The following is a 21,195-nucleotide window of genomic DNA, read 5'->3' as shown; positions in this document are numbered from 1 at the left end:
AATTTCCTCAGGTTGTGTCCGCGTATGACAGGCGAAATGAACATCCTCCCGCTCCCGCCCACCACCCCGGCGAACGCGCGTCCGCTGGTGATGAGCGGTGAGTTGCTCAAGCTGCTGACCCCGGTCGAAGGCTTGATCGGCGCCGGGCAAAGCGCCCAGGCCGAGGTGTTGTCACTCAAGCAGGCGGATCAGACCTTTCAACTGCTGCTCAAGGTGACCGTCGACGGCGGTCGGCAGACCACCGTGCAAGCCAGCAGCAACCTGCCGTTGCCGACCGGCACCAACCTGGCCGTCACTCAGCCGTCGGCGGGCAATCTGGCGATCACCGTGCAACAGGCGATTGCCAGCAGCGTCGCCGCCCTCACCCGCATCGATACCGCGCAGTTGCCGGTCGGCACGCTGCTGCAAGGCAAGGTGCTGACCTCGCAGACACTGCCGCAAGTGCCGGGACAGCCGACGGTGTACCGCTCGCTGGTGAGCCTGCTCAACACCGCGCAAAGTGGCGCCACACTGAACATCGACAGCCCGACGCCACTGCGCATCGGCACCCTGCTCTCGGCACTGGTCGAAGACTCGCAAACCCTCAAGTTCGTGCCGCTGAGCAGCCGTCAGGAGCAATTGGCGGTGAGCCAGCAACTGCTCGGCCAGCAGACTCGCCAAGGTTCGCTGGACGGTTTGCTCAATGCTCTGCAAAACCTGTCGAGCGACGACGATCAGACCTCGCAGGATCTGCGCGCTGCCGTCACGCGCCTGCTCGCCAACCTGCCCGATGTGCAGCAAATGAGCACCGCCAAAGGCGTGGCGCTGGCCCTGGCCAACAGCGGCGCCTTCCTCGAAGCCAAATTGCTGACCGGACAGAATCCGGCGCTGGCCCCGGACATGAAAGCCGATCTGCTCAAACTGATCGCGCAGCTGTCGCCGGGTGCGCCGGGCAATGCCAGTTTCAACGCGATCATCGCTGCCAACACGCTGGCGCAAGCACTGCCGAGCTTCGTGCGCAACGCCCTCGGCACCCTCGGTCAGGTCAGCGCCAAACCGCTGCCCAGCAGTTTCCCGCTGCCCGACCGCCTGCTGCAAAGCCTCGAAGGTGAAGGCGATCTGGAACATCTGCTACGCCTCGCTGCAGCCGCCGTGTCGCGCCTGCAAAGCCATCAGCTGTCGAGCCTGGAACAGACCGGTGTCACCGATGACGGCCGTCTGCTCAGCACCTGGCAGCTGGAAATCCCCATGCGCAACCTGCAGGACATCGTGCCGTTGCAGGTCAAGTTTCAGCGCGAAGAAGCGCCGGAAAGAGAACCGCAACCCAACGAACGCCGTGACGAACGCGAACCCAGACAACAGCTGTGGCGCGTCGATCTGGCGTTCGACATGGAGCCGTTGGGGCCGATGCAGATTCAGGCGCAGTTGATTGCCGGCAGCCTGTCGAGCCAGCTCTGGGCCGAGCGCCCATACACCGCCGACCTGATCGGCAACAATCTGTTCGCCCTGCGCCAGCGCCTGCTCGATCGCGGCCTGAATGTCGGCGATCTCGACTGCCACCTCGGCACCCCGCCGCAAGGCAACCAAACCCGCCTCGAACATCGCTGGGTCGACGAAACCGCATGAACGATTCCACTGCTCCACGCCAGGCCATCGCCCTCAAATACGACGGCAACAACGCCCCGACCCTCACCGCCAAGGGCGACGAGGAACTGGCCGAAGAAATCCTGCGCATCGCCCGCGACTGCGAAGTGCCGATCTATGAAAACGCCGAGCTGGTGCGGCTGTTGGCGCGGATGGAACTGGGCGACAGCATTCCCGAGGAGCTGTACCGCACGATCGCCGAGATCATCGCGTTCGCGTGGAATCTGAAGGGGAAATTCCCCGAGGGGCAGGATCCGGATGCGCCGATGGTCGAGAAGGACGTTACCGAACGCGGGGCTGATTACTAGGCCGCGCCGGATACAAGCTCAAGTGCACGCGTCCCCGCTCGACATTCAGTTCAAGCGCGCTCGCCAATGCAGGTTCGCCCATTCAAACCGTGGTGAACGTCCATAATCCTTGATCTCGAGGGGCCTACCTTGCTCGGACAGATTCAGTGCCTTGAAGCCGACTTTCCCGATTCGCCAGTAATACTCATGCACAGGATCGTTGACGCGATAGGGAAGCAGGATCTGCCTGCCCGTCCCCAGCCCGTAAGGCCGCACGTCGGCCCAATTAAGCACGCTCGTCTCGAAAGCCGGAGACGAAGGCTCTTCGAACTCTCCGCCGCCAGGATTTGCGACTTTCCAGAAATTGATATCACTACCGTCTGATCGAGCGTGCAGCACCCATACATCGGTCAGTTTGGTAATCGGCGAATCCAGCACTGCGGTCTTTGAACGCGCAGAATAGAAGCCCGGCAATTCCAAGACTTTTTCAAAATCCAGAGAACGGCCACTGCTCCTGTAGGTGAGCAGCTTCAAGAACTGCTCACTTGAATCAACAGCGAGCACATCATCCTTGCCATCGTTGTCCAGTCTGGCGCTGTAGAAATGGACCGGCAATGGGTTTTTTCGAGCATCTCCCCAGTGAGCAGGAACGCCCAGACTCGCCCCTTTATTCTCCATCAGCCAAAAATCGGACACTGTGTTATTCAGGGTTTGCACAATCAACACATCTTGCTTGCCGACGCCTCTGAAGTCGCCAGCCAGATATTGCTGAGCTTGCCGGTAGGCATGCCCTTGCGGAACCGAACGCCAGATAACCGGATCAGCAAAATGCCCGCCTTCATTCTTCAATAGCCTGAAAATGGTTTCGTCAGCGTTTCCGGGCGATATCGCCATCAGATCAGCCTTGCCGTCACCTGTGAAATCCGCCAGCAGATAGCGCGTAGTGTCGTAGCAAAGGGCTGTAGCACACCCGGAATCAAAAGAGTCTGGATCAAATAGAAGTCTGTCCTCATACCATTTCTCGGATGCAATCGCGTCTGCGTCCAGCGACGTGACCCAAATATCGACACCTGGACCATCCTGCCGGCGCTGCACTTGTACCGTCCGGTTCGTCCCGTCACCGATGACATCCCCCGTCAGCGCCACTTCCATCGAATCATTGCTGTCGATGTTATCGATGCTGCGCACCCACAACGTAGAACCCGCAAACTCCCTGCAATCCGCTATCAAGCTCGGCTGTACTCCGTCCAGGCATTGCCCCTGCGCTCCGGGAACATAGATTTTCCCGAAATCCCACGGAGTCCAGTGTTGAGAGGGCTCATTGCTTTCACATGCGCGTTCGACCAATTGGCCATTCTGACGCGCTATGCAATGGCCAGAGGCTGTTTTCAGCAGTGCAACTCCCCTGCTCGCGCCGACTGCAATGTCGGAGGGCACAAACGCCCAGCGCTGGTCAGCGTCTGGCTCACATCCATCCAGTGTCACCTGCTGCCCCAATCCATTGGCAACCAGGCACTGTTGCGTCTGGAAATTGACTAGCGGTCTGAAAGGGATATTGACCAGTGGCCCGGCAGCGTGAGCATGGCTGAGCGTGAAATTGAGTCGCGCCACCCAATTGCCATTCCAGGTGGCTTCACTGTACGCACTGCTGACTGGCTCAGCCCCTTCAAAATGAAAGTAACTGGCGACAACATGCCGTTTCGCCTGCACCGCTGCCGGGTCCACGTTAGGAGCGACGGCCGCCGAGGGATAGGTCTCGTGATAAACCACCGGGATATCTGCACTGATCCCGCGCAAGGCCAGGCGCGTCAAACGTGCCGAATAAATATGGTCAGGATGCTCCGTGTACGGGACGGTGTCCGGATTGAGTGCATACACCCGGGTGGCTCCTTCATTGACGATCAGCTCAGTCAAGAGCTGCACAAAAGATGTTCGACTGTAGAGGTTTACCGGACCTGAAGCCGAGTCCAGATAGGGCCAACTCCGAACAGTTTTATCGAGGTCGAGCAAATCGGCCAGCGGCACATCTCCACCACGAACGTCCCCTCCCGGCACACGCAAAAATATGAGCTTCAATCCAGGTCGCTCATTGGCCTTGACGCTCATCACAATGGCTGAATCAGTGAATATCAGATAAGGCGTCCACCCGATCGCAAAACCCAGCATTTTTTCATAGGCTTTTGTCGACGCGCTTTCGCGCTTCAACACATAGTCGAAGCCGGCGCCAGAACTGCCACCGTTCATGAAGATACTGGTCACACAGCCGCCGGCAGCCAGAACTTGCGAAATCCGCGGATCAATAAACAGCAGATCGTCGTCCATATGCGCAACGACATTGACCAGGTGGACACCGTGACAATTTTGCCGGTCGGCAATATCGGCTTCTGGAGCAAGCCTGCTGACCTGAGCCTGACAAGCCGTCAGGAGCAGCACGACTGCCAGCCACAGGGCGGCAACACCGAGAGACTGCACTTTTCTTGCGCGCTCGATTCTGGCTGGCAAATGCATACCCACTCCACGATTGGCTGGATCGGTGAATTGGCGATCAGACGCGTCTGCCTGAAAAGCCGACGGGACTATCGCGAGTCACGAGCAGTGTGAGGAGCGATGAGCGAAATTCTCTACTGTCAGAAATAACAGTTCAGACAGACGGCCATGGGCGAATCAGGCAACAAATCGAGCGCAAAAAAAATCGCCGGCATGACCGGCGATTCTTATTCAAATGACATGCCTCAACGCATATCAACTTCTGTGCAGCTTGCGCATCAACTCCGCCTCAGCCTGGGTCAAGCCGCAGGACTGGGTCAGCTCATCGACGCTCGCGCCCATGCCCACCAGTTTCGCCGCCTGGGCGAACGACAGGCTCGACGGATCGCGTTGCTCCAGCGCGACAATCTTGTCCGGCAACGGACCGACTACCGAGCGCAGCTCGTGCAGGGCTTCGCCCATGCGCACGTTGCCGTTCTGATAGTCGTCGACACGCTTGGCCAGGTCCTTGATGCGCTGATCACGCAGCGCGTCGCCCTGAGCCTGTTGCGCAGCGATTACCCGCTGCGCCTTGATGTACGCCAGAAACATTGCCAGCGTGCCTGCCCAGAAGAGGAACAGGACAATGACCGCAACCTCGAGAATCAATCAGATGCTCTCCAGTTCCGACCATTCTTCTTCGCTCATCATCTTGTCCAGCTCGACCAGGATCAGCAACTCGTTGTTCTTGTTGCACACGCCCTGGATGAACTTGGCCGACTCTTCGTTGCCGACGTTTGGCGCGGTCTCGATTTCCGACTGACGCAGGTAAACCACTTCAGCCACGCTGTCGACCATGATCCCGACCACTTGCTTGTCGGCTTCGATGATGACGATACGGGTGTTGTCGCTGATCTCGCCGCTGTCCAGGCCGAAGCGCTGACGGGTGTCGATCACGGTGACCACGTTACCGCGCAGGTTGATGATGCCCAGCACGTAGCTTGGCGCACCCGGTACCGGAGCGATTTCGGTGTAACGCAGGACTTCCTGAACGCGCATCACGTTGATGCCGTAGGTTTCGTTGTCCAGCTTGAAGGTCACCCATTGCAGGATCGGATCTTCAGAACCTTTTGCATTCGTCGCCTGACTACTCATACCCTGACCCCTCGAAAAAACCGCACTGGGCGGTGTGTGTTCTGTGTGGAGGCATTGAAAAATGCCTTCGCCTGACTGTTATGTCGGCTGCTATGTCGATTTATGTAGCGGCTTGTGGCCGCCCAAGTGCTTTGCCCCGCCGCTAGCGATCAACTCGGCCAGCGCGGCTACATCAAGTAATGCACACATGTGCTCGATCACCGTGCCGGCAAGCCATGGCCGCTGACCCCGGTGACTTCTCCATTTGATTTCATTCGGATCCAGACGCAACGAACGGCTGACCTGATGCACCGCCAGGCCCCATTCGTAACCTTGTACCGAAATCACGTACTGCAGGCCCTGACGGAAGTCATCGCGATAGCGATCCGGCATGACCCAACGCGCCGTGTCCAACACTTTCAGATTGCCGGCCTGGCTCGGCAGAATCCCGAGGAACCATTCCGGCTGCCCGAACAGCGGCGTCAATTCGTGGCCAGCCAGCGAATAGATCGAACCGAGGCACACCAGCGGCACCGCCAGCGTCAGCCCGGCAACATCGAACAACAGGCATTCGAAGGCTTCCGAAGCCCAGGCCGGACGGCCATCGGTTTCCACCGGTGGCGGCGTGTTGCTCGGTGGCAGGTGCACTTCCACCACTGGCGGCACCAGCGTCTGTTCGACGGGTGCCGGCGCCACCGACGCCGGTTCGGCCACAACCGGTTCCGGCGCGGTTTTCAGCAATTGGGTTTGCAGCAGCGGTGCGAGTGTCGATACCGGCGCGCGTGGCGGCTGGGCTTCTTCGATCAACGCCACTGGCGCCTTGGCGATCGGTGCGGCGGCAGGCGCGGCAACCGGGGCGGCAGGTTTGGTGGTTTTCTGCGCATCACGCGCCTGCTCTTCAAGCACCGCCGCCTGGAATTCATCCAGCGCCGCAGCGCTTTCGACCACCTCGACTGGCGCCTCGACCGGCACTTCCACTGGCGGCAACTCGTCAGGGATTTCCTGCAGCAGGCTGTCCAGATAGGACTGCAACGCCAGTTGCGGACGCGATGTCAGCTTGATTGGGCGGTTCATCGGTCAACAGCGCCTGACAGGGAAACCGCGTCGCCAGCTTCGCGAGCAGGCTCGCTCCCACAGGATTTGTGCAATTCAGGCATGCGTGATCGGAACACGGTCATCTCAGGCCACCTGCGGAACAAGTTGTTGCGCCAGCAGATGCTTGAGCAGCGCGCGGTAAGCCAGCACGCCACGACTCTTGCCATCGAACTGCGAAGGCGTGACCCCGGCCCGGCTGGCGTCGCGCAGACGGGTATCGACCGGGATGTAACCCTGCCAGATCTCTTCGGGGAATTTGTCACGCAGCACGCGCAAGGTGCCCAGCGACGCCTGGGTGCGGCGGTCAAACAGGGTCGGCACGATGCTGAACGGCAGCGCCTGTTTGCGCGAGCGGTTGATCATCGCCAAGGTGTTGACCATGCGCTCCAGACCTTTGACGGCCAGGTGCTCGGTCTGCACCGGGATCACCAGTTGCTGGCTCGCGGCCAGAGCGTTGACCATCAGCACGCCGAGCAACGGCGGGCTGTCGATGATCGCGTAATCGAAATCCTGCCACAGCTGCGCCAGACTCTTGGCGATCACCAGGCCCAGGCCACTCTGCCCCGGCGACTGACGCTCAAGGGTGGCGAGTGCGGTACTCGACGGCAACAGGGAGATGCGTTCGTCGCTGGTCGACAGCAGCAACTGTCCGGGCAAGCCTTGCGGCACGCTGCCCTTGTGCAGAAACAGGTCGTAGTTGCTGTGTTCCAGGCTGTCGGGGTCGTAGCCGAAATAGCTGGTCATCGAGCCGTGCGGGTCGAGATCGACCACAACCACGCGCTTGCCCGCCTCCGCCAGCAATCCGGCTAAAGCGATGGAAGATGTGGTTTTACCGACACCACCTTTTTGATTGGCGACTGCCCAGACTCTCATTCGGTTCGTTCCTCCCGGTCGAGATGCTCGACCGAGACATAGCTCAGCGTATTAATGCGGGCGACGGAGAATTGACGGCACTCTCGCGTCCCGGCGTCTTGACCGGGGACGGTGCAGTTTGTGTGCCAGCGCGCTTCAATGCCGCGTCCGGTTGCGCATTGGCGGTACCGGTACCGGTCAGACTGCGGCGCACATCGAGGTTGCGCGACACCACCAGCACCACACGACGGTTTTTCGCCCGACCTTCGGCGGTGGCGTTGTTGGCCACCGGCTGAAACTCACCGTAACCCACCGACGCCAGACGTCCGGGGTTGACGCCCTGCATCGCCAGCATCCGCACGATACTCGCCGAACGCGCCGAGGACAGTTCCCAGTTGGTCGGGTACTGCGCGGTGCGGATCGGCTGATCGTCGGTGAAGCCTTCGACGTGAATCGGGTTGTCGAACGGTTTGAGGATCGCCGCCACCTTGTCGATGATGTTGAACGCGATATCACTCGGCATTGCGTCGCCACTGCCGAACAACAAGCTGGAATTCAGTTCGATCTCGACCCACAACTCGTTGCCGCGCACGGTCATCTGGTTGGAAGCGATCAAGTCGCCGAACGCGGCACTGATGTCATCGGCAATGCTTTTCAGCGGGTCGCTGGCCCCGGCGATACCGGCATCGACCTGCTCGCTATCCTTGACCAGCGGCTTGGCCGGGGTCACGGTCTTCGGCCGTTCCTCGCCGATCGGGATCGGCTTGAGCGAGCGATCGGAGTCGGTGAAAACCCCGATCAGCGCTTCGGAAATGACTTTGTATTTGCCTTCGTTGATCGAAGAAATCGAGTACATCACCACGAAGAACGCGAACAGCAGCGTGATGAAATCCGCGTAGGACACGAGCCAGCGCTCGTGATTAACGTGTTCTTCCTGATGCCTGCGGCGAGCCATAGTCCATTACCCCCATCAATCCATGAAGCCCTGAAGCTTCAGCTCGATAGAGCGAGGGTTTTCACCTTCGGCGATCGACAAAATACCTTCCAACAACATTTCGCGATAACGCGACTGCCGCAACGCGATTGACTTGAGCTTGGCCGCCACCGGCAGCAACACCAGGTTGGCACTGGCCACGCCGTAGATGGTCGCGACGAATGCCACGGCAATACCGCTGCCCAATTGGGTCGGATCAGCGAGGTTGCCCATCACATGAATCAGGCCCATCACCGCACCGATGATGCCGATGGTCGGCGCATAGCCGCCCATGCTTTCGAAAACTTTGGCAGCCTCGATGTCGCGGGCTTCCTGAGTGTAGAAATCCACTTCGAGGATGCTGCGGATCGCTTCCGGCTCGGCGCCATCGACCAGCAGTTGCAGGCCCTTGCGCGAGTAGTTGTCCGGTTCGGCATCGGCCACGCCTTCCAGCCCGAGCAAGCCTTCCTTGCGTGCGGTGAGGCTCCAGTTGACCACGCGGTCGATGCCACCGGCCAGATCCACCCGTGGCGGAAACAGGATCCAGGCGAGAATCTGCATGGCGCGCTTGAAGGCGCTCATCGGCGATTGCAACAGCGCGGCACCGATGGTGCCCCCGAGAACGATCAGCGCCGCCGGACCGTTGGCCAGCGCGCCGAGGTGACCGCCTTCAAGGAAGTTGCCGCCGATGATGGCGACGAACGCCAGGATAATCCCGATAAGGCTTAAAACATCCATCAGATACACGCCTCGACGATGTGCTTGCCGATGTCGTCCAGGCCGTAGACCGCGTCAGCCAGATCGGCTTTGACGATGGCCATCGGCATGCCGTAGATCACGCAGCTTGCTTCGTCTTGTGCCCATACCGAGCTGCCGCCCTGCTTGAGCAGACGCGCGCCTTCGCGGCCGTCGGCGCCCATGCCGGTGAGCACCACCGCCAGAACTTTGTCACCGTAGGACTTGGCTGCGGAACCGAAGGTGATGTCCACGCACGGCTTGTAGTTCAGACGCTCGTCGCCCGGCAGGATTTTCACCGCGCCACGGCCGTCGATCATCATCTGCTTGCCACCCGGAGCCAGCAGCGCCAGGCCCGGACGCAGGATGTCGCCATCCTCGGCTTCCTTGACGCTGATGCGGCACAGCTTGTCCAGACGCTCGGCAAACGCCTTGGTGAACGCCGCGGGCATGTGCTGGATCAGCACGATCGGCGCCGGGAAGTTCGCCGGCAATTGAGTCAGCACCCGTTGCAGGGCAACCGGGCCGCCGGTCGAGGTACCGATGGCAACCAGTTTGTAGGCTTTGCGCTTTGGTGCCGGCGACGACGCGCTGGCGGCTGGCGCACGAGCAGGTGCCGGAGCAGGCGCCGGACGCGTTGGAGCAGCAGCGCTGTGGCTGCTGAAGCTCGAAGCCGCCGGGGCTGGCGCAGGCGTCGGTGCAGCGGCCGGAGCCGGCGCACTGTAGGCACTGAAACGACGATTACTGCGCGAGATGCTGTGGACCTTCTCGCACAGCAGTTGCTTGACCTTCTCGGGATTGCGCGAGATGTCTTCGAAATTCTTCGGCAGGAAATCCACCGCGCCGGCGTCCAGCGCATCCAGGGTGACCCGGGCGCCTTCGTGCGTCAGCGAGGAGAACATCAACACCGGGGTCGGGCAGCGCTGCATGATGTGCCGCACCGCCGTGATGCCATCCATCATCGGCATCTCGTAGTCCATGGTGATCACGTCCGGCTTGAGGGCCAGGGCCTGATCGATCGCCTCTTTACCGTTGGTGGCCGTACCGACCACCTGGATGCTCGGATCCGCTGAAAGAATTTCCGAGACGCGGCGGCGGAAAAAACCCGAATCGTCCACCACCAGGACTTTGACTGCCATAAACACTCCATTAGGTGCAGCGGGACGTCGTCGCCCCGCTGCCCCGGATTCAAATACGCTTCGTCGCGTAACGCTTGAGCATGCTTGGAACATCGAGAATCAGCGCGATGCGGCCGTCACCGGTGATGGTGGCGCCGGACATGCCCGGAGTGCCCTGCAGCATTTTGCCCAATGGCTTGATGACCACTTCTTCCTGGCCGACCAGTTGATCGACGACGAAGCCGATCCGCTGGGTGCCCACCGAAAGGATCACCACATGGCCTTCGCGCTGCTCTTCGTGAGCGGCGGAGCTGACCAGCCAGCGCTTGAGGTAGAACAATGGCAGCGCCTTGTCCCGCACGATCACCACTTCCTGGCCATCCACCACGTTGGTGGTCGACAGGTCGAGGTGGAAGATTTCGTTGACGTTGACCAACGGGAACGCAAACGCCTGATTGCCGAGCATCACCATCAGGGTCGGCATGATCGCAAGCGTCAGCGGCACCTTGATGACGATCTTCGAGCCCTGGCCCTTGGTCGAGTAGATGTTGATCGAACCGTTGAGCTGGGAAATCTTGGTCTTCACCACGTCCATGCCGACACCGCGGCCGGATACGTCGGAGATCTCGGTCTTGGTCGAGAAACCCGGGGCGAAAATCAGGTTGTAGCACTCGGTATCGCTCAGGCGATCGGCCGCGTCCTTGTCCATCACACCGCGTTTTACCGCGATCGAACGCAGGACGTTCGGGTCCATACCCTTGCCGTCGTCGGAGATCGACAACAGGATGTGATCGCCTTCCTGCTCGGCGGCCAGTACCACGCGACCGCCACGGGCCTTGCCCGAAGCTTCGCGTTCTTCCGGCGATTCGATGCCGTGGTCGACCGCGTTACGCACCAAGTGGACCAACGGGTCGGCCAGGGCCTCGACCAGGTTTTTGTCGAGGTCGGTTTCTTCACCCACCAGTTCCAGATTGATCTCTTTCTTGAGCTGACGCGCGAGGTCGCGAACCAGACGCGGGAAGCGCCCGAAGACCTTCTTGATCGGCTGCATCCGGGTCTTCATCACCGCGGTCTGCAAGTCAGCCGTGACCACGTCGAGGTTCGACACAGCCTTGGACATGGCTTCGTCGCCGCTGTTGAGACCCAGGCGCACCAGGCGGTTACGCACCAGCACCAGCTCGCCGACCATGTTCATGATTTCGTCGAGACGCGCGGTATCGACCCGCACGGTGGTCTCGGCTTCGCTCGCCGGTTTTTCCGGCGGCGGAGCAGCGGCAGCACGGGCCGGCGCCGGTGCAGCAGCGGCAGCAGGTTTTGGCGCTTCGGCTTTCGGCTCAGGCTTGGGCGCAGCCTTCGGCGCAGCGGCCGGAGCGGCAGCAGCCTTGGCGGCAGGCGCGGCCACAGTCGACGCGGTGCCCGCAGCAGCGGCGCCAACGTCGGTGAACTTGCCTTTGCCGTGCAACTCGTCGAGCAGCGATTCGAATTCGTGATCGCTGATCAGATCGCTGCCGGCAGCGGCGGCCGCCGGTGCGGCAGGCGCAACCGGTGCCGAGGCGATCGCCGACTCCAGCGCTTCAACGGCAAAGTTGCCCTTGCCGTGCAACTGATCGAGCAGTGCTTCGAATTCGTCGTCGGTGATGTCCGAGCTGTCGCCCGCCGCCGGTGCCGCTGGAGCGGCCGCTGCCGGTGCGACGGCGTCTGGCGCGAACTGGCCTTTGCCGTGCAGCTGATCGAGCAACGACTCGAATTCAGCGTCGGTGATTTCATCGCTGGCGGCCGCATCGGCAGCCGGCGCAGGTGCAACAGCAACCGGGGCTTCGGCCTCGGCCTTGACGGCGTTCAGCGAATCCAGCAGCTGTTCAAATTCGTTATCGGTGATGTCGCCCGAATCGCTCGAATCGCCTTCGACGACCAGTTCTTCGATCATCTCGGCCACTGGCGAAGCCGGTGCTTCGTCGGCCGTTTGCGGTTCGGCCAGACGCGCCAGCGCGGCCAGCAGTTCCGGGGTTGCAGCAGTGATCGGTGCACGTTCACGGACTTCGCTGAACATGCTGTTCACCGCGTCCAGTGCTTCAAGCACCACGTCCATCAGTTCTGCATCAACGCGACGCTCACCCTTGCGCAGGATGTCGAACACGTTTTCGGCGATGTGACAGCACTCCACCAGCTCGTTGAGCTGAAGGAAGCCGGCGCCCCCTTTTACAGTGTGGAAACCGCGAAAAATTGCGTTGAGCAGATCTGCGTCATCCGGGCGGCTTTCCAGCTCGACCAATTGCTCGGACAGTTGCTCAAGAATCTCGCCGGCCTCAACCAGGAAATCCTGAAGGATCTCTTCATCGGCGCCGAAGCTCATTAATGGGGTGCTCCTACAGGTCTAAAAACCCAAAAAACCTAAAATTCCAAAACTCTAGAATCCGAGGCTGGATAACAAATCGTCCACATCGTCCTGACCGGACACAACGTCTTCTCGTTTATCGGCATGAATCTGCGGACCTTCACCCTGCGAGAGATGTTTTTGTGGATCTTTTTCTGCAAGCATCGCGGCACGGTCGTGTTCGATGCCCGCAAAGCGGTCAACCTGACTGGCCATGAGGACGAGTTTGAGCAAATTGCTTTCGACTTCGGTGACCAGTTGGGTCACACGCTTGATCACCTGACCTGTGAGGTCCTGGTAATCCTGAGCCAGCAGGATGTCGTTGAGGTTGCTCGACACCGCACGGTTGTCCGTGCTGCTGCGTGACAGAAAACCGTCGACCCGGCGCGCCAGTTCGCGGAACTCTTCAGCTCCGACTTCACGACGCATGAAGCGGCCCCAATCGGTGCTCAGCGCCTGGGCTTCTTCAGCCAGGCCATTGACCACCGGGGTGGCGCTTTCCACCAGATCCATGGTGCGGTTGGCCGCGGCTTCGGTCAGCTTGACCACATAGCCCAGGCGTTCGGTGGCGTCGGTGATTTGCGACACTTCCTCGGCCTGCGGCATGTGCGGATCGATCTGGAAATTGACGATCGCACTGTGCAGTTCGCGTGTGAGCTTGCCCACTTCCTGATACAGGCCGCGGTCACGGGTCTGATTGAGCTCATGGATCAGTTGCACAGCGTCGCCGAACCTGCCTTTTTCAAGGCTCTCGACCAGTTCGACCGCGTGTTTTTTCAGGGTCGACTCGAAATCGCCCTGTGAAGATTCGTTATGCTCCATAGCTCCCCCGCGCGTCATCAGCCGATGCGTTCGAAAATCTTCTCGATTTTGTCTTTCAACGCCTGAGCCGTGAAAGGTTTGACCACGTAGCCGTTCACACCGGCCTGAGCGGCCTCGATGATTTGCTCGCGCTTGGCTTCAGCGGTCACCATCAGCACCGGCAGATGCTTGAGTTTTTCATCGGCACGCACGTGGCGCAGCAAGTCGATACCGGTCATGCCCGGCATGTTCCAGTCCGTTACCAGAAAGTCGATGCTGCCGCTGTTGAGTACCGGAATGGCGGTAGTGCCATCGTCGGCCTCGACGGTGTTGGTGAACCCGAGATCGCGCAGCAGGTTCTTGATGATCCGCCGCATCGTTGAGAAGTCATCAACGATGAGGATTTTCATGTCTTTGTTCAATTCGACCTCCAAGCAGTCTTAAACGCGCCCAGCACCTGGACGCGCCACTTCAATCAATCGGCGCAGCACTCGAAGACTGTCTGGAGCACAACAGAGCAAGACCGGTGCCGTTCTCACCGCACCAGCCTCGTTCGCAGTGTCCCCACACTGCCTTCAGCGCGCTCGCCACTCCCCCAAACGCCCCCGCAAACGGGCCGCGCACTGGCTGTGTAACTGGCTGACCCGCGATTCACTGACGCCAAGGACTTCACCGATCTCCTTGAGGTTCAGCTCTTCGTCGTAGTACAGCGCCAACACCAGTCGCTCACGCTCCGGCAAATTGGCAATCGCGTCCGCCAGCGCCGCCTGGAAGCGTTCATCTTCCAGATCGCGTGACGGCTCAAGATGAGCACTGGCGCCATCCTCGTGCAGCCCTTCGTGTTCGCCGTCCTGCAACAGGTCGTCGAAACTGAACAGCCGGCTGCCCAGGGTGTCATTCAAAATCCCGTAGTAATCGTCGAGACTCAATTGGAGTTCGGCCGCAACCTCGTGATCTTTAGCGTCACGGCCGGTTTTAGCTTCAATTGAGCGAATGGCATCGCTGACCATACGGGTATTGCGGTGAACCGAGCGCGGTGCCCAATCCCCTTTGCGCACTTCATCGAGCATCGCGCCGCGGATCCGGATGCCCGCGTACGTTTCGAAACTGGCGCCTTTGCTGGCGTCATATTTGGTCGAGACTTCGAGCAGGCCGATCATCCCGGCCTGAATCAGGTCTTCAACCTGCACACTCGCCGGCAAGCGCGCCAGCAAGTGATAGGCAATGCGCTTGACCAGTGGCGCGTAACGCTCGATCAACTCGTACTGCGCGTCACGTGCCGACTTCTTGTAGTAGTTCATACCGCTCGCGGTCATAACACAGGCCCTGCTGTTTGCTGCACGAGGCGCTCGACGAAAAACTCAAGGTGGCCGCGCGGGTTGGCAGGCAGCGGCCAGGTATCGACCTTCTGCGCGATCGCCTTGAACGCCAGCGCGCACTTGGAACGCGGAAAGGCTTCATAGACCGCTCGCTGCTTCTGCACTGCCTTGCGCACGCTTTCGTCGTACGGCACGGCGCCGACGTATTGTAAGGCGACGTCGAGGAAGCGATCCGTGACCTTGGTCAACTTGGCGAACAGGTTGCGCCCTTCCTGCGGGCTCTGCGCCATGTTGGCCAGCACCCGGAAGCGGTTCATGCCGTAGTCGCGGTTGAGCAGTTTGATCAGCGCGTAGGCGTCGGTGATCGAGGTCGGCTCGTCGCAGACCACCAGCAACACTTCCTGCGCGGCGCGGACAAAACTGACTACCGAGTCACCGATACCCGCAGCGGTGTCGATCACCAGCACATCGAGATTGTCGCCGATGTCGCTGAAGGCCTGAATCAGACCGGCATGTTGCGCCGGGCTCAGGTGCACCATGCTTTGGGTGCCGGAAGCGGCCGGCACGATGCGGATCCCGCCGGGTCCCTGCAACAGCACGTCGCGCAGCTCACAGCGGCCTTCGATCACATCGGCCAGAGTACGTTTGGGGGTCAGTCCCAGCAGAACGTCGACGTTCGCCAGCCCCAGATCGGCGTCCAGCAGCATGACCCGACGGCCAAGCTCTGCCAGCGCCAGAGACAAGTTCACTGACACGTTAGTCTTGCCGACGCCACCTTTGCCGCCGGTCACCGCGATCACCTGTACGGGATGCATGCTGCCCATGTTATTTCTTTACCTTGTCTTGCATAGACGGAGGCCACATTACTGGCTGCGCGTTCTCAACCGGAACAATGCATGGCAGACCATCGATGTAGGTACAAAAACGGTTCATTACCTCAGCCAACCTGCTTGGTCGGGCTGTGGTAGATATCAGCGAACATGTCAGCCATGGCTTCTTCGCTGGGTTCTTCCTGCATTTGCACGCTGACGGCGCGGCTGACCAGTTGATGACGGCGCGGCAGATGCAAATCATCCGGAATCCGTGGGCCATCGGTCAGGTACGCGACCGGCAGTTCATGACTGATCGCCAGGCTCAACACTTCGCCAAGGCTGGCCGTCTCATCCAGTTTAGTCAGGATGCAGCCGGCTAGCCCGCAACGCTTGTAACTGTGGTACGCGGCGGTTAGAACCTGTTTCTGGCTGGTGGTTGCCAGCACCAGATAATTTTTTGAACGGATGCCACGCCCGGCCAGACTTTCCAGTTGCATGCGCAGGGCCGGATCGCTGGCCTGCAAGCCGGCGGTATCGATCAGCACCACGCGCTTGCGCAGCAGCGGGTCGAGCGCCTGCACCAGCGACTGGCCCGGATCGAAGTGGGTCACCGGCACATTGAGAATGCGGCCCAGGGTCTTCAGTTGTTCCTGGGCACCGATACGGAAACTGTCCATGCTGACCAGCGCCACGTTCTGCGCGCCGTACTTGAGCACGTAGCGCGCCGCGAGTTTGGCCAGGGTGGTGGTCTTGCCCATGCCGGCCGGGCCGACCATGGCAATCACCCCGCCCTCTTCCAGCGGCTCGACTTCCGGGACGGCAATCATCCGCGCCAGATGCGCAAGCAGCATGCGCCAGGCCTGACGTGGTTCTTCAATATCGGTGATCATCGCCAGCAGATCGCGCGACAACGGCCCGGACAGACCGATTCGCTGCAGACGGCGATACAGATTGGCTTGTGCCGGACGGCTGCCTTGCAGCTGATTCCAGGCCAGCGTGCCGAGCTGCACTTCCATCAGCTCACGCAAACTGTTCAATTCGAAACGCATCGAATCCAGCGCACGCGGATCGATGCCCGCGGACGACTGGGCAGGCGCGGGCGCCGGACGCGCCGGGGCGGCGTAAGTCGGTTCGCTCAACGGCTCGGCAGCGGTCAGCGGCAGGCCGGCCGTCAACGGCAGCCCGGCGAACAACTGGCGATTGGTGTTGCCGTCGGCTTCGCCACGCAGGCTCAGTTCGGCCTGGGCGGTCACGATGCGCGACTGGGTCTTGCGCAGCTCGTCCTCGAGTTCCATGTTCGGAACCCGTGGCGCCAGCGCCGACAATTTGTAATCCAGCGCCGCCGTCAGCTCGACGCCGCCGGCAATGCGGCGGTTGCCAATGATGGCGGCATCAGCGCCCAGCTCATCACGAACCAGCTTCATGGCCTGACGCATATCGGCGGCGAAAAAACGCTTAACTTGCATAAACCACTACCTCAGCCGTTGGGCCCTACTGTCGCAACGATGGTCACTTGCTTGTTGTCCGGAATTTCCTGGTAGGCCAGCACGTGCAGCCCTGGAACTGCGAGGCGGCCGAAACGCGAAAGCATCGCGCGGATCGGGCCTGCTACCAACAGGATCACCGGCTGACCTTGCATTTCCTGGCGCTGCGCCGCTTCGATAAGCGAACGTTGCAGCTTCTCGGCCATGCTTGGCTCCAGCAGAACGCCCTCTTCCGAGCCTTGTCCTGCCTTCTGCAGACTATTGAGCAATATTTGTTCCAACCTTGGTTCCAGAGTGATCACAGGCAGCTCGGAGTCAGTGCCTACAATGCTTTGGACGATGGCGCGGGATACGCCGACGCGTACTGCGGCCACCAAGGCGGCGGTATCTTGACTCTTGGCGGCGTTGTTGGCGATAGCCTCGGCAATGCTGCGGATATCGCGCACAGGCACGTGTTCGGCGAGCAACGCCTGCAGCACTTTGAGCAACTGCGACAGCGAAACCACACCCGGCACCAGCTCTTCAGCCAGTTTCGGCGAGCTTTTGGCCAGCAATTGCATGAGTTGCTGCACTTCCTCGTGGCCGATCAGCTCGCTGGAGTGCTTGTACAGAATCTGGTTCAAGTGGGTCGCGACCACGGTACTGGCGTCGACCACGGTGTAACCGAGCGATTGCGCCTGGGCGCGCTGGCTGACTTCGATCCACACCGCCTCCAGGCCGAAAGCCGGATCTTTGGCGGTAATGCCGTTGAGCGTGCCGTAGACCTGCCCCGGGTTGATCGCCAGTTCGCGATCCGGGTAGATCTCGGCTTCGGCCAGAATCACCCCCATCAGGGTCAGGCGATAGGCGCTCGGCGCCAGATCGAGGTTGTCGCGAATGTGCACGGTCGGCATCAGGAAGCCCAGATCCTGCGAGAGCTTCTTGCGCACGCCCTTGATCCGCGCCAGCAACTGCCCGCCCTGATTGCGATCCACCAGCGGGATCAGGCGATAGCCGACTTCCAGGCCGATCATGTCGATCGGCGTCACGTCGTCCCAGCCCAGCTCCTTGGTTTCCATGGCGCGGGCCGGCGACGGCAGCAGCTCCTGCTGACGCTGAACCTCTTGCAGCGCCTGCATCTTGGCGACGTTCTGTTTTTTCCAGAACAGGTACGCGCCACCGGCCGCCAGCGCGGCCATGCTCAGGAACGAGAAGTGCGGCATGCCCGGCACCAAGCCCATGACCGCCATCAGACCGGCCGCCACCGCCAAGGCTTTGGGCGAAGCGAACATCTGCCGATTGATCTGTTTGCCCATGTCTTCCGAACCGGAAGCACGGGTCACCATGATCGCTGCCGCTGTCGATAACAACAGTGATGGCAATTGCGCCACCAAACCGTCACCGATGGTCAGCAAGGCGTACACCTTGCCCGCGTCGGCGAAGGTCATGTTGTGCTGGAAGATACCGACAGCCATACCGCCGATGAGGTTGATGAACAGAATCAGCAGACCGGCGATGGCGTCACCACGGACGAACTTGCTGGCACCGTCCATCGAACCGTAGAACTCGGCCTCTTGGGCCACTTCCTGACGGCGCGCCTTGGCCTGGTTCTGGTCGATCAGACCGGCGTTGAGGTCGGCGTCGATCGCCATTTGTTTGCCGGGCATCGCGTCGAGGGTGAAGCGTGCGCTCACCTCGGAAATCCGCCCGGCACCCTTGGTCACCACGACGAAGTTGATGATCATCAGGATCGCGAACACCACGATACCGACCACGTAGTTACCGCCGATCACCACCTCACCGAAGGCCTGAATCACCTTACCGGCAGCGGCGTGGCCGTCCTGACCGTGGAGCATCACCACCCGCGTCGAGGCCACGTTCAACGCCAACCGCAGCAGCGTCGCCACCAGCAGAATGGTCGGGAACACCGCGAAATCCAGCGGCCGCAGCGCATACACGCAGACCAGCAGGACGACGATCGACAGGGCGATGTTGAAGGTGAAAAACACGTCCAGCAGGAACGGCGGCACCGGCAACATCATCATCGCCAGCATGACCAGCAGCAACAACGGCACGCCCAGATTGCCTCGACTGAGGTCGGCAACATTCGAGCGAGCAGTGTTGAATAACTGAGAGCGATCCACCGGTTTTCCCCGTTCCTTTAAAGCAAACTTTTGACGCCCAAAGCAGGCGCACGGCGGCTACTGCAAGAAGCCTTCCAACTTTTGCCGGGGATTGAAATTGAGGTTTGCTTCAGGGAATTGTCTTGCCAGAAGCTGGGCGCCATGGAGCCGACCGCAAAACAGACGCAGACGGCTATCACCCTTAGCCCAGGTGAAAAAAATCAGAAAACCCGCGCACTCACGGATACCCGGCAGTCAAAATTTGCTCTGGATTAATCTCACCAAGGCGCAAATCGCGGCCCACCAGGTAGCGCGTACCCTTACGGATCTGCTTCCCTCCCACGTCGACAAGCGCCTCCTCAGAATCGCCCAAAGTCACGATTTCCTCAGGCTGATGAAAAGGATCTTCGGGGTATGCCTTCAACACAATCAGTGCCCAGACAAAGTAAATGTCCGGCACATCCTGCGGCTCGATCTTCCGCTCGACCTGCGGCTCGACCTCCCATCGAAAGTCCTGCCCACCCGTGACCTGTAACTGATCACCGACCATGTGAAATTGTGGTTTGTGATAACGCATCAGTAGGCCGGTGCCATTGCTCCCCCATGTATCGGAGTAGTTATTGGGCGAAGAGAAAACCCTGACCAACTCTTCAACAGTGCGAATGTTGCCAGCGGCACTATTGAATCGGTTGTAGAGGCTATGGTGGGCTACCCCGTCCAACCTTGGCGTGATCGCATTGATATACGAATCGAGATAGCCCGGCACATACGCATCGCTCATGTGCACGAAATGCGTGAAGTCCAACACCGCATTAAAAGTGAACGTGCAAGCGATATGATCGGACTCTTTCGCCACCGACCCGGAAACGAAATCAAACCTCATTCCTTCAAGCTTTCTGTAATTCTCTGGCATGACCTTCTCCTTGGCGAATGTTAAAGACAGGTCAGAAGGCGACTTGCCCGTGAAACCTGCCAAGGAACATGGAATAGCTGAATGCCCTGTGTGTCCACTGTCAGAACTAACAGGTAGAGGTCTTTTTCAGATAAACGGAAGGTCGCGGTCTTCTGAATTATCAGGAATCGCGCCGCAATGAACACAGATTGGCGGTATCACACAGATCCTCTGTGGGAGCGGGCTTGCTCGCGAAGAGGCCATCTACGACACCACAGAATCATGCGCAGCACCTTTAAACGCTGGCGTTTAAAAGACACCTCCAGACACGCCTTGCGGGCTACATATTCTTGCGCCATTGCCTACAGCTACGCCAGAATCCGCCGGCTTGTGCGCCTTGGGGTCGGGTTCTATTGTGGATCGGTCGCTGACGAATCAGCGATCGGGTCTCGCAGCCCGCTGATTTCTAGACGCACAACTTCCGTCCTCGTTTTATGGCGGCTGTACGTGGGAGACCTTTGGGTCTGCCGGTTCTAGAGTCCCGGTCTGCGACCCGCGTATGGCTGCCACCTCCCTTTCGTATCGCAGCGAAATGTGGCAGCTCCGTCGACTCTAGGAGCTTCACCATGATCAAACCAACACCCAACCCACCCGAAACCGACGCCACCTCCCCCTACGAATCCCTCGATTCAAAAAAGCTCCACGAAGCGGCTGACCGCGCCCTCGACCACTACCTCTGCTCGCCCGGCGCCACGCCCATTCAACGTAAAACCCGCTCGATGTACGCCGTGACCGCAGACTTCAGAAACGAAGAACTGCTGGCCGATGCCTGCGAAACACTCGCCTCGGCCAGAACCATCGCCAATGACTTCGCCCATCTGATACCGGCGTCGCAGCGCAGGACGCTGCTGGGCATCGCGCAACTGATCATGCTCGGCGAGCTGGCGGTGAACCGGGTGATGGATAATCTGCAGTTGCCGCAGTAGCAGGGATCTGTGACAAGCCCTGAGTGAGGCGTTGTGGCTGCTGACGTCTTCGCGGGCAAGCCCGCTCCCACAGGTTCGGCGTGTAGGCACAGGTTTGTGATCGACCCCAATCCCTGTGGGAGCGGGCTTGCTCGCGAAAGCG

Annotated in this window: 19 protein-coding genes; 3 read left to right on the top strand and 16 right to left on the bottom strand. The window is 60.2% G+C overall.

The features are described 5' to 3' along the window. Nucleotides 1-24 precede the first annotated feature (24 nt). Nucleotides 25-1,605: a flagellar hook-length control protein FliK gene (locus tag HDC30_RS07270; protein WP_183781932.1), complete on the top strand. Its 1,581-nt coding sequence runs from the start codon at nucleotides 25-27 to the stop codon at nucleotides 1,603-1,605. Further along, on the top strand, nucleotides 1,602-1,931 hold the full coding sequence (locus HDC30_RS07265) for an EscU/YscU/HrcU family type III secretion system export apparatus switch protein (RefSeq protein ID WP_183781929.1): 330 nt from the start codon (nucleotides 1,602-1,604) through the stop codon (nucleotides 1,929-1,931). Before HDC30_RS07270 ends, HDC30_RS07265 begins: the two co-directional genes overlap by 4 nt. A 45-nt stretch (nucleotides 1,932-1,976) precedes the next feature. Here the strand turns inward: HDC30_RS07265 and HDC30_RS07260 are convergent, their stop codons facing one another. From HDC30_RS07260 to HDC30_RS07185, 16 genes are all read right to left on the bottom strand, one after another. Next, on the bottom strand, nucleotides 1,977-4,418 hold the full coding sequence (locus tag HDC30_RS07260) for an RICIN domain-containing protein (protein WP_183781926.1): 2,442 nt from the start codon (nucleotides 4,416-4,418) through the stop codon (nucleotides 1,977-1,979). 234 nt (nucleotides 4,419-4,652) lie between these two features. Continuing rightward, the gene (locus HDC30_RS07255; RefSeq protein WP_007961680.1) at nucleotides 4,653-5,045 is read right to left on the bottom strand and encodes a DUF2802 domain-containing protein; all 393 of its coding nucleotides are present in this window, start codon (nucleotides 5,043-5,045) and stop codon (nucleotides 4,653-4,655) included. After that, nucleotides 5,046-5,531 carry a chemotaxis protein CheW gene (locus tag HDC30_RS07250; RefSeq protein ID WP_183781923.1) on the bottom strand — a complete coding sequence of 162 codons (486 nt, stop codon included), beginning with the start codon at nucleotides 5,529-5,531 and terminating at the stop codon, nucleotides 5,046-5,048. Nucleotides 5,532-5,621: 90 nt separating this feature from the next. Beyond that, nucleotides 5,622-6,584 carry a CheW domain-containing protein gene (locus HDC30_RS07245; RefSeq protein ID WP_183781920.1) on the bottom strand — a complete coding sequence of 321 codons (963 nt, stop codon included), beginning with the start codon at nucleotides 6,582-6,584 and terminating at the stop codon, nucleotides 5,622-5,624. Between the two features lie 105 nt (nucleotides 6,585-6,689). Next, a complete protein-coding gene (locus tag HDC30_RS07240; RefSeq protein WP_003222933.1) occupies nucleotides 6,690-7,478 on the bottom strand; it encodes a ParA family protein in 789 nt (262 codons plus the stop codon). A gap of 43 nt (nucleotides 7,479-7,521) precedes the next feature. Then, nucleotides 7,522-8,412, bottom strand: a complete 891-nt coding sequence (gene motD / locus HDC30_RS07235; protein WP_027613922.1) for a flagellar motor protein MotD — start codon at nucleotides 8,410-8,412, stop codon at nucleotides 7,522-7,524. A 15-nt stretch (nucleotides 8,413-8,427) separates the two neighbouring features. Then, the gene (locus HDC30_RS07230) at nucleotides 8,428-9,168 is read right to left on the bottom strand and encodes a flagellar motor protein (RefSeq protein ID WP_007967839.1); all 741 of its coding nucleotides are present in this window, start codon (nucleotides 9,166-9,168) and stop codon (nucleotides 8,428-8,430) included. Further along, nucleotides 9,168-10,304, bottom strand: coding sequence for a chemotaxis response regulator protein-glutamate methylesterase (locus HDC30_RS07225; RefSeq protein WP_095139385.1), 1,137 nt, complete (start codon nucleotides 10,302-10,304; stop codon nucleotides 9,168-9,170). Before HDC30_RS07225 ends, HDC30_RS07230 begins: the two co-directional genes overlap by 1 nt. 49 nt (nucleotides 10,305-10,353) lie before the next feature. Continuing rightward, entirely contained in the window at nucleotides 10,354-12,636 is a 2,283-nt protein-coding gene (locus tag HDC30_RS07220) for a chemotaxis protein CheA (RefSeq protein ID WP_183781917.1), read from the bottom strand. A 54-nt stretch (nucleotides 12,637-12,690) separates the two neighbouring features. Then, nucleotides 12,691-13,479: a protein phosphatase CheZ gene (locus HDC30_RS07215; protein ID WP_027613919.1), complete on the bottom strand. Its 789-nt coding sequence runs from the start codon at nucleotides 13,477-13,479 to the stop codon at nucleotides 12,691-12,693. Nucleotides 13,480-13,496: 17 nt separating this feature from the next. Beyond that, nucleotides 13,497-13,868, bottom strand: a complete 372-nt coding sequence (locus tag HDC30_RS07210; RefSeq protein WP_024012118.1) for a chemotaxis response regulator CheY — start codon at nucleotides 13,866-13,868, stop codon at nucleotides 13,497-13,499. Between the two features lie 165 nt (nucleotides 13,869-14,033). Then, the gene (gene fliA, locus HDC30_RS07205) at nucleotides 14,034-14,774 is read right to left on the bottom strand and encodes an RNA polymerase sigma factor FliA (protein ID WP_007920004.1); all 741 of its coding nucleotides are present in this window, start codon (nucleotides 14,772-14,774) and stop codon (nucleotides 14,034-14,036) included. After that, a complete protein-coding gene (fleN, locus tag HDC30_RS07200) occupies nucleotides 14,771-15,601 on the bottom strand; it encodes a flagellar synthesis regulator FleN (RefSeq protein WP_003222917.1) in 831 nt (276 codons plus the stop codon). Before fleN ends, fliA begins: the two co-directional genes overlap by 4 nt. A 113-nt stretch (nucleotides 15,602-15,714) precedes the next feature. Then, nucleotides 15,715-17,055, bottom strand: coding sequence for a flagellar biosynthesis protein FlhF (gene flhF, locus HDC30_RS07195; protein ID WP_183781914.1), 1,341 nt, complete (start codon nucleotides 17,053-17,055; stop codon nucleotides 15,715-15,717). An 11-nt stretch (nucleotides 17,056-17,066) separates the two neighbouring features. Continuing rightward, a complete protein-coding gene (flhA, locus tag HDC30_RS07190) occupies nucleotides 17,067-19,196 on the bottom strand; it encodes a flagellar biosynthesis protein FlhA (RefSeq protein WP_183781911.1) in 2,130 nt (709 codons plus the stop codon). Between the two features lie 217 nt (nucleotides 19,197-19,413). Further along, nucleotides 19,414-20,088: a hypothetical protein gene (locus tag HDC30_RS07185; RefSeq protein ID WP_183781907.1), complete on the bottom strand. Its 675-nt coding sequence runs from the start codon at nucleotides 20,086-20,088 to the stop codon at nucleotides 19,414-19,416. A 605-nt stretch (nucleotides 20,089-20,693) separates the two neighbouring features. Between HDC30_RS07185 and HDC30_RS07180 the strand changes: the two genes are divergently transcribed. Next, nucleotides 20,694-21,053 (top strand): DUF6124 family protein, encoded by a 360-nt coding sequence (locus HDC30_RS07180; protein WP_183781904.1) that lies wholly within the window; start codon nucleotides 20,694-20,696, stop codon nucleotides 21,051-21,053. Nucleotides 21,054-21,195 lie beyond the last annotated feature (142 nt).

The sequence above is a fragment of the Pseudomonas sp. JAI115 genome, assembly GCF_014200835.1.
Lineage (GTDB): Bacteria > Pseudomonadota > Gammaproteobacteria > Pseudomonadales > Pseudomonadaceae > Aquipseudomonas > Aquipseudomonas putida_A.
This window is presented reverse-complemented; position numbering and strand designations above follow the sequence as displayed.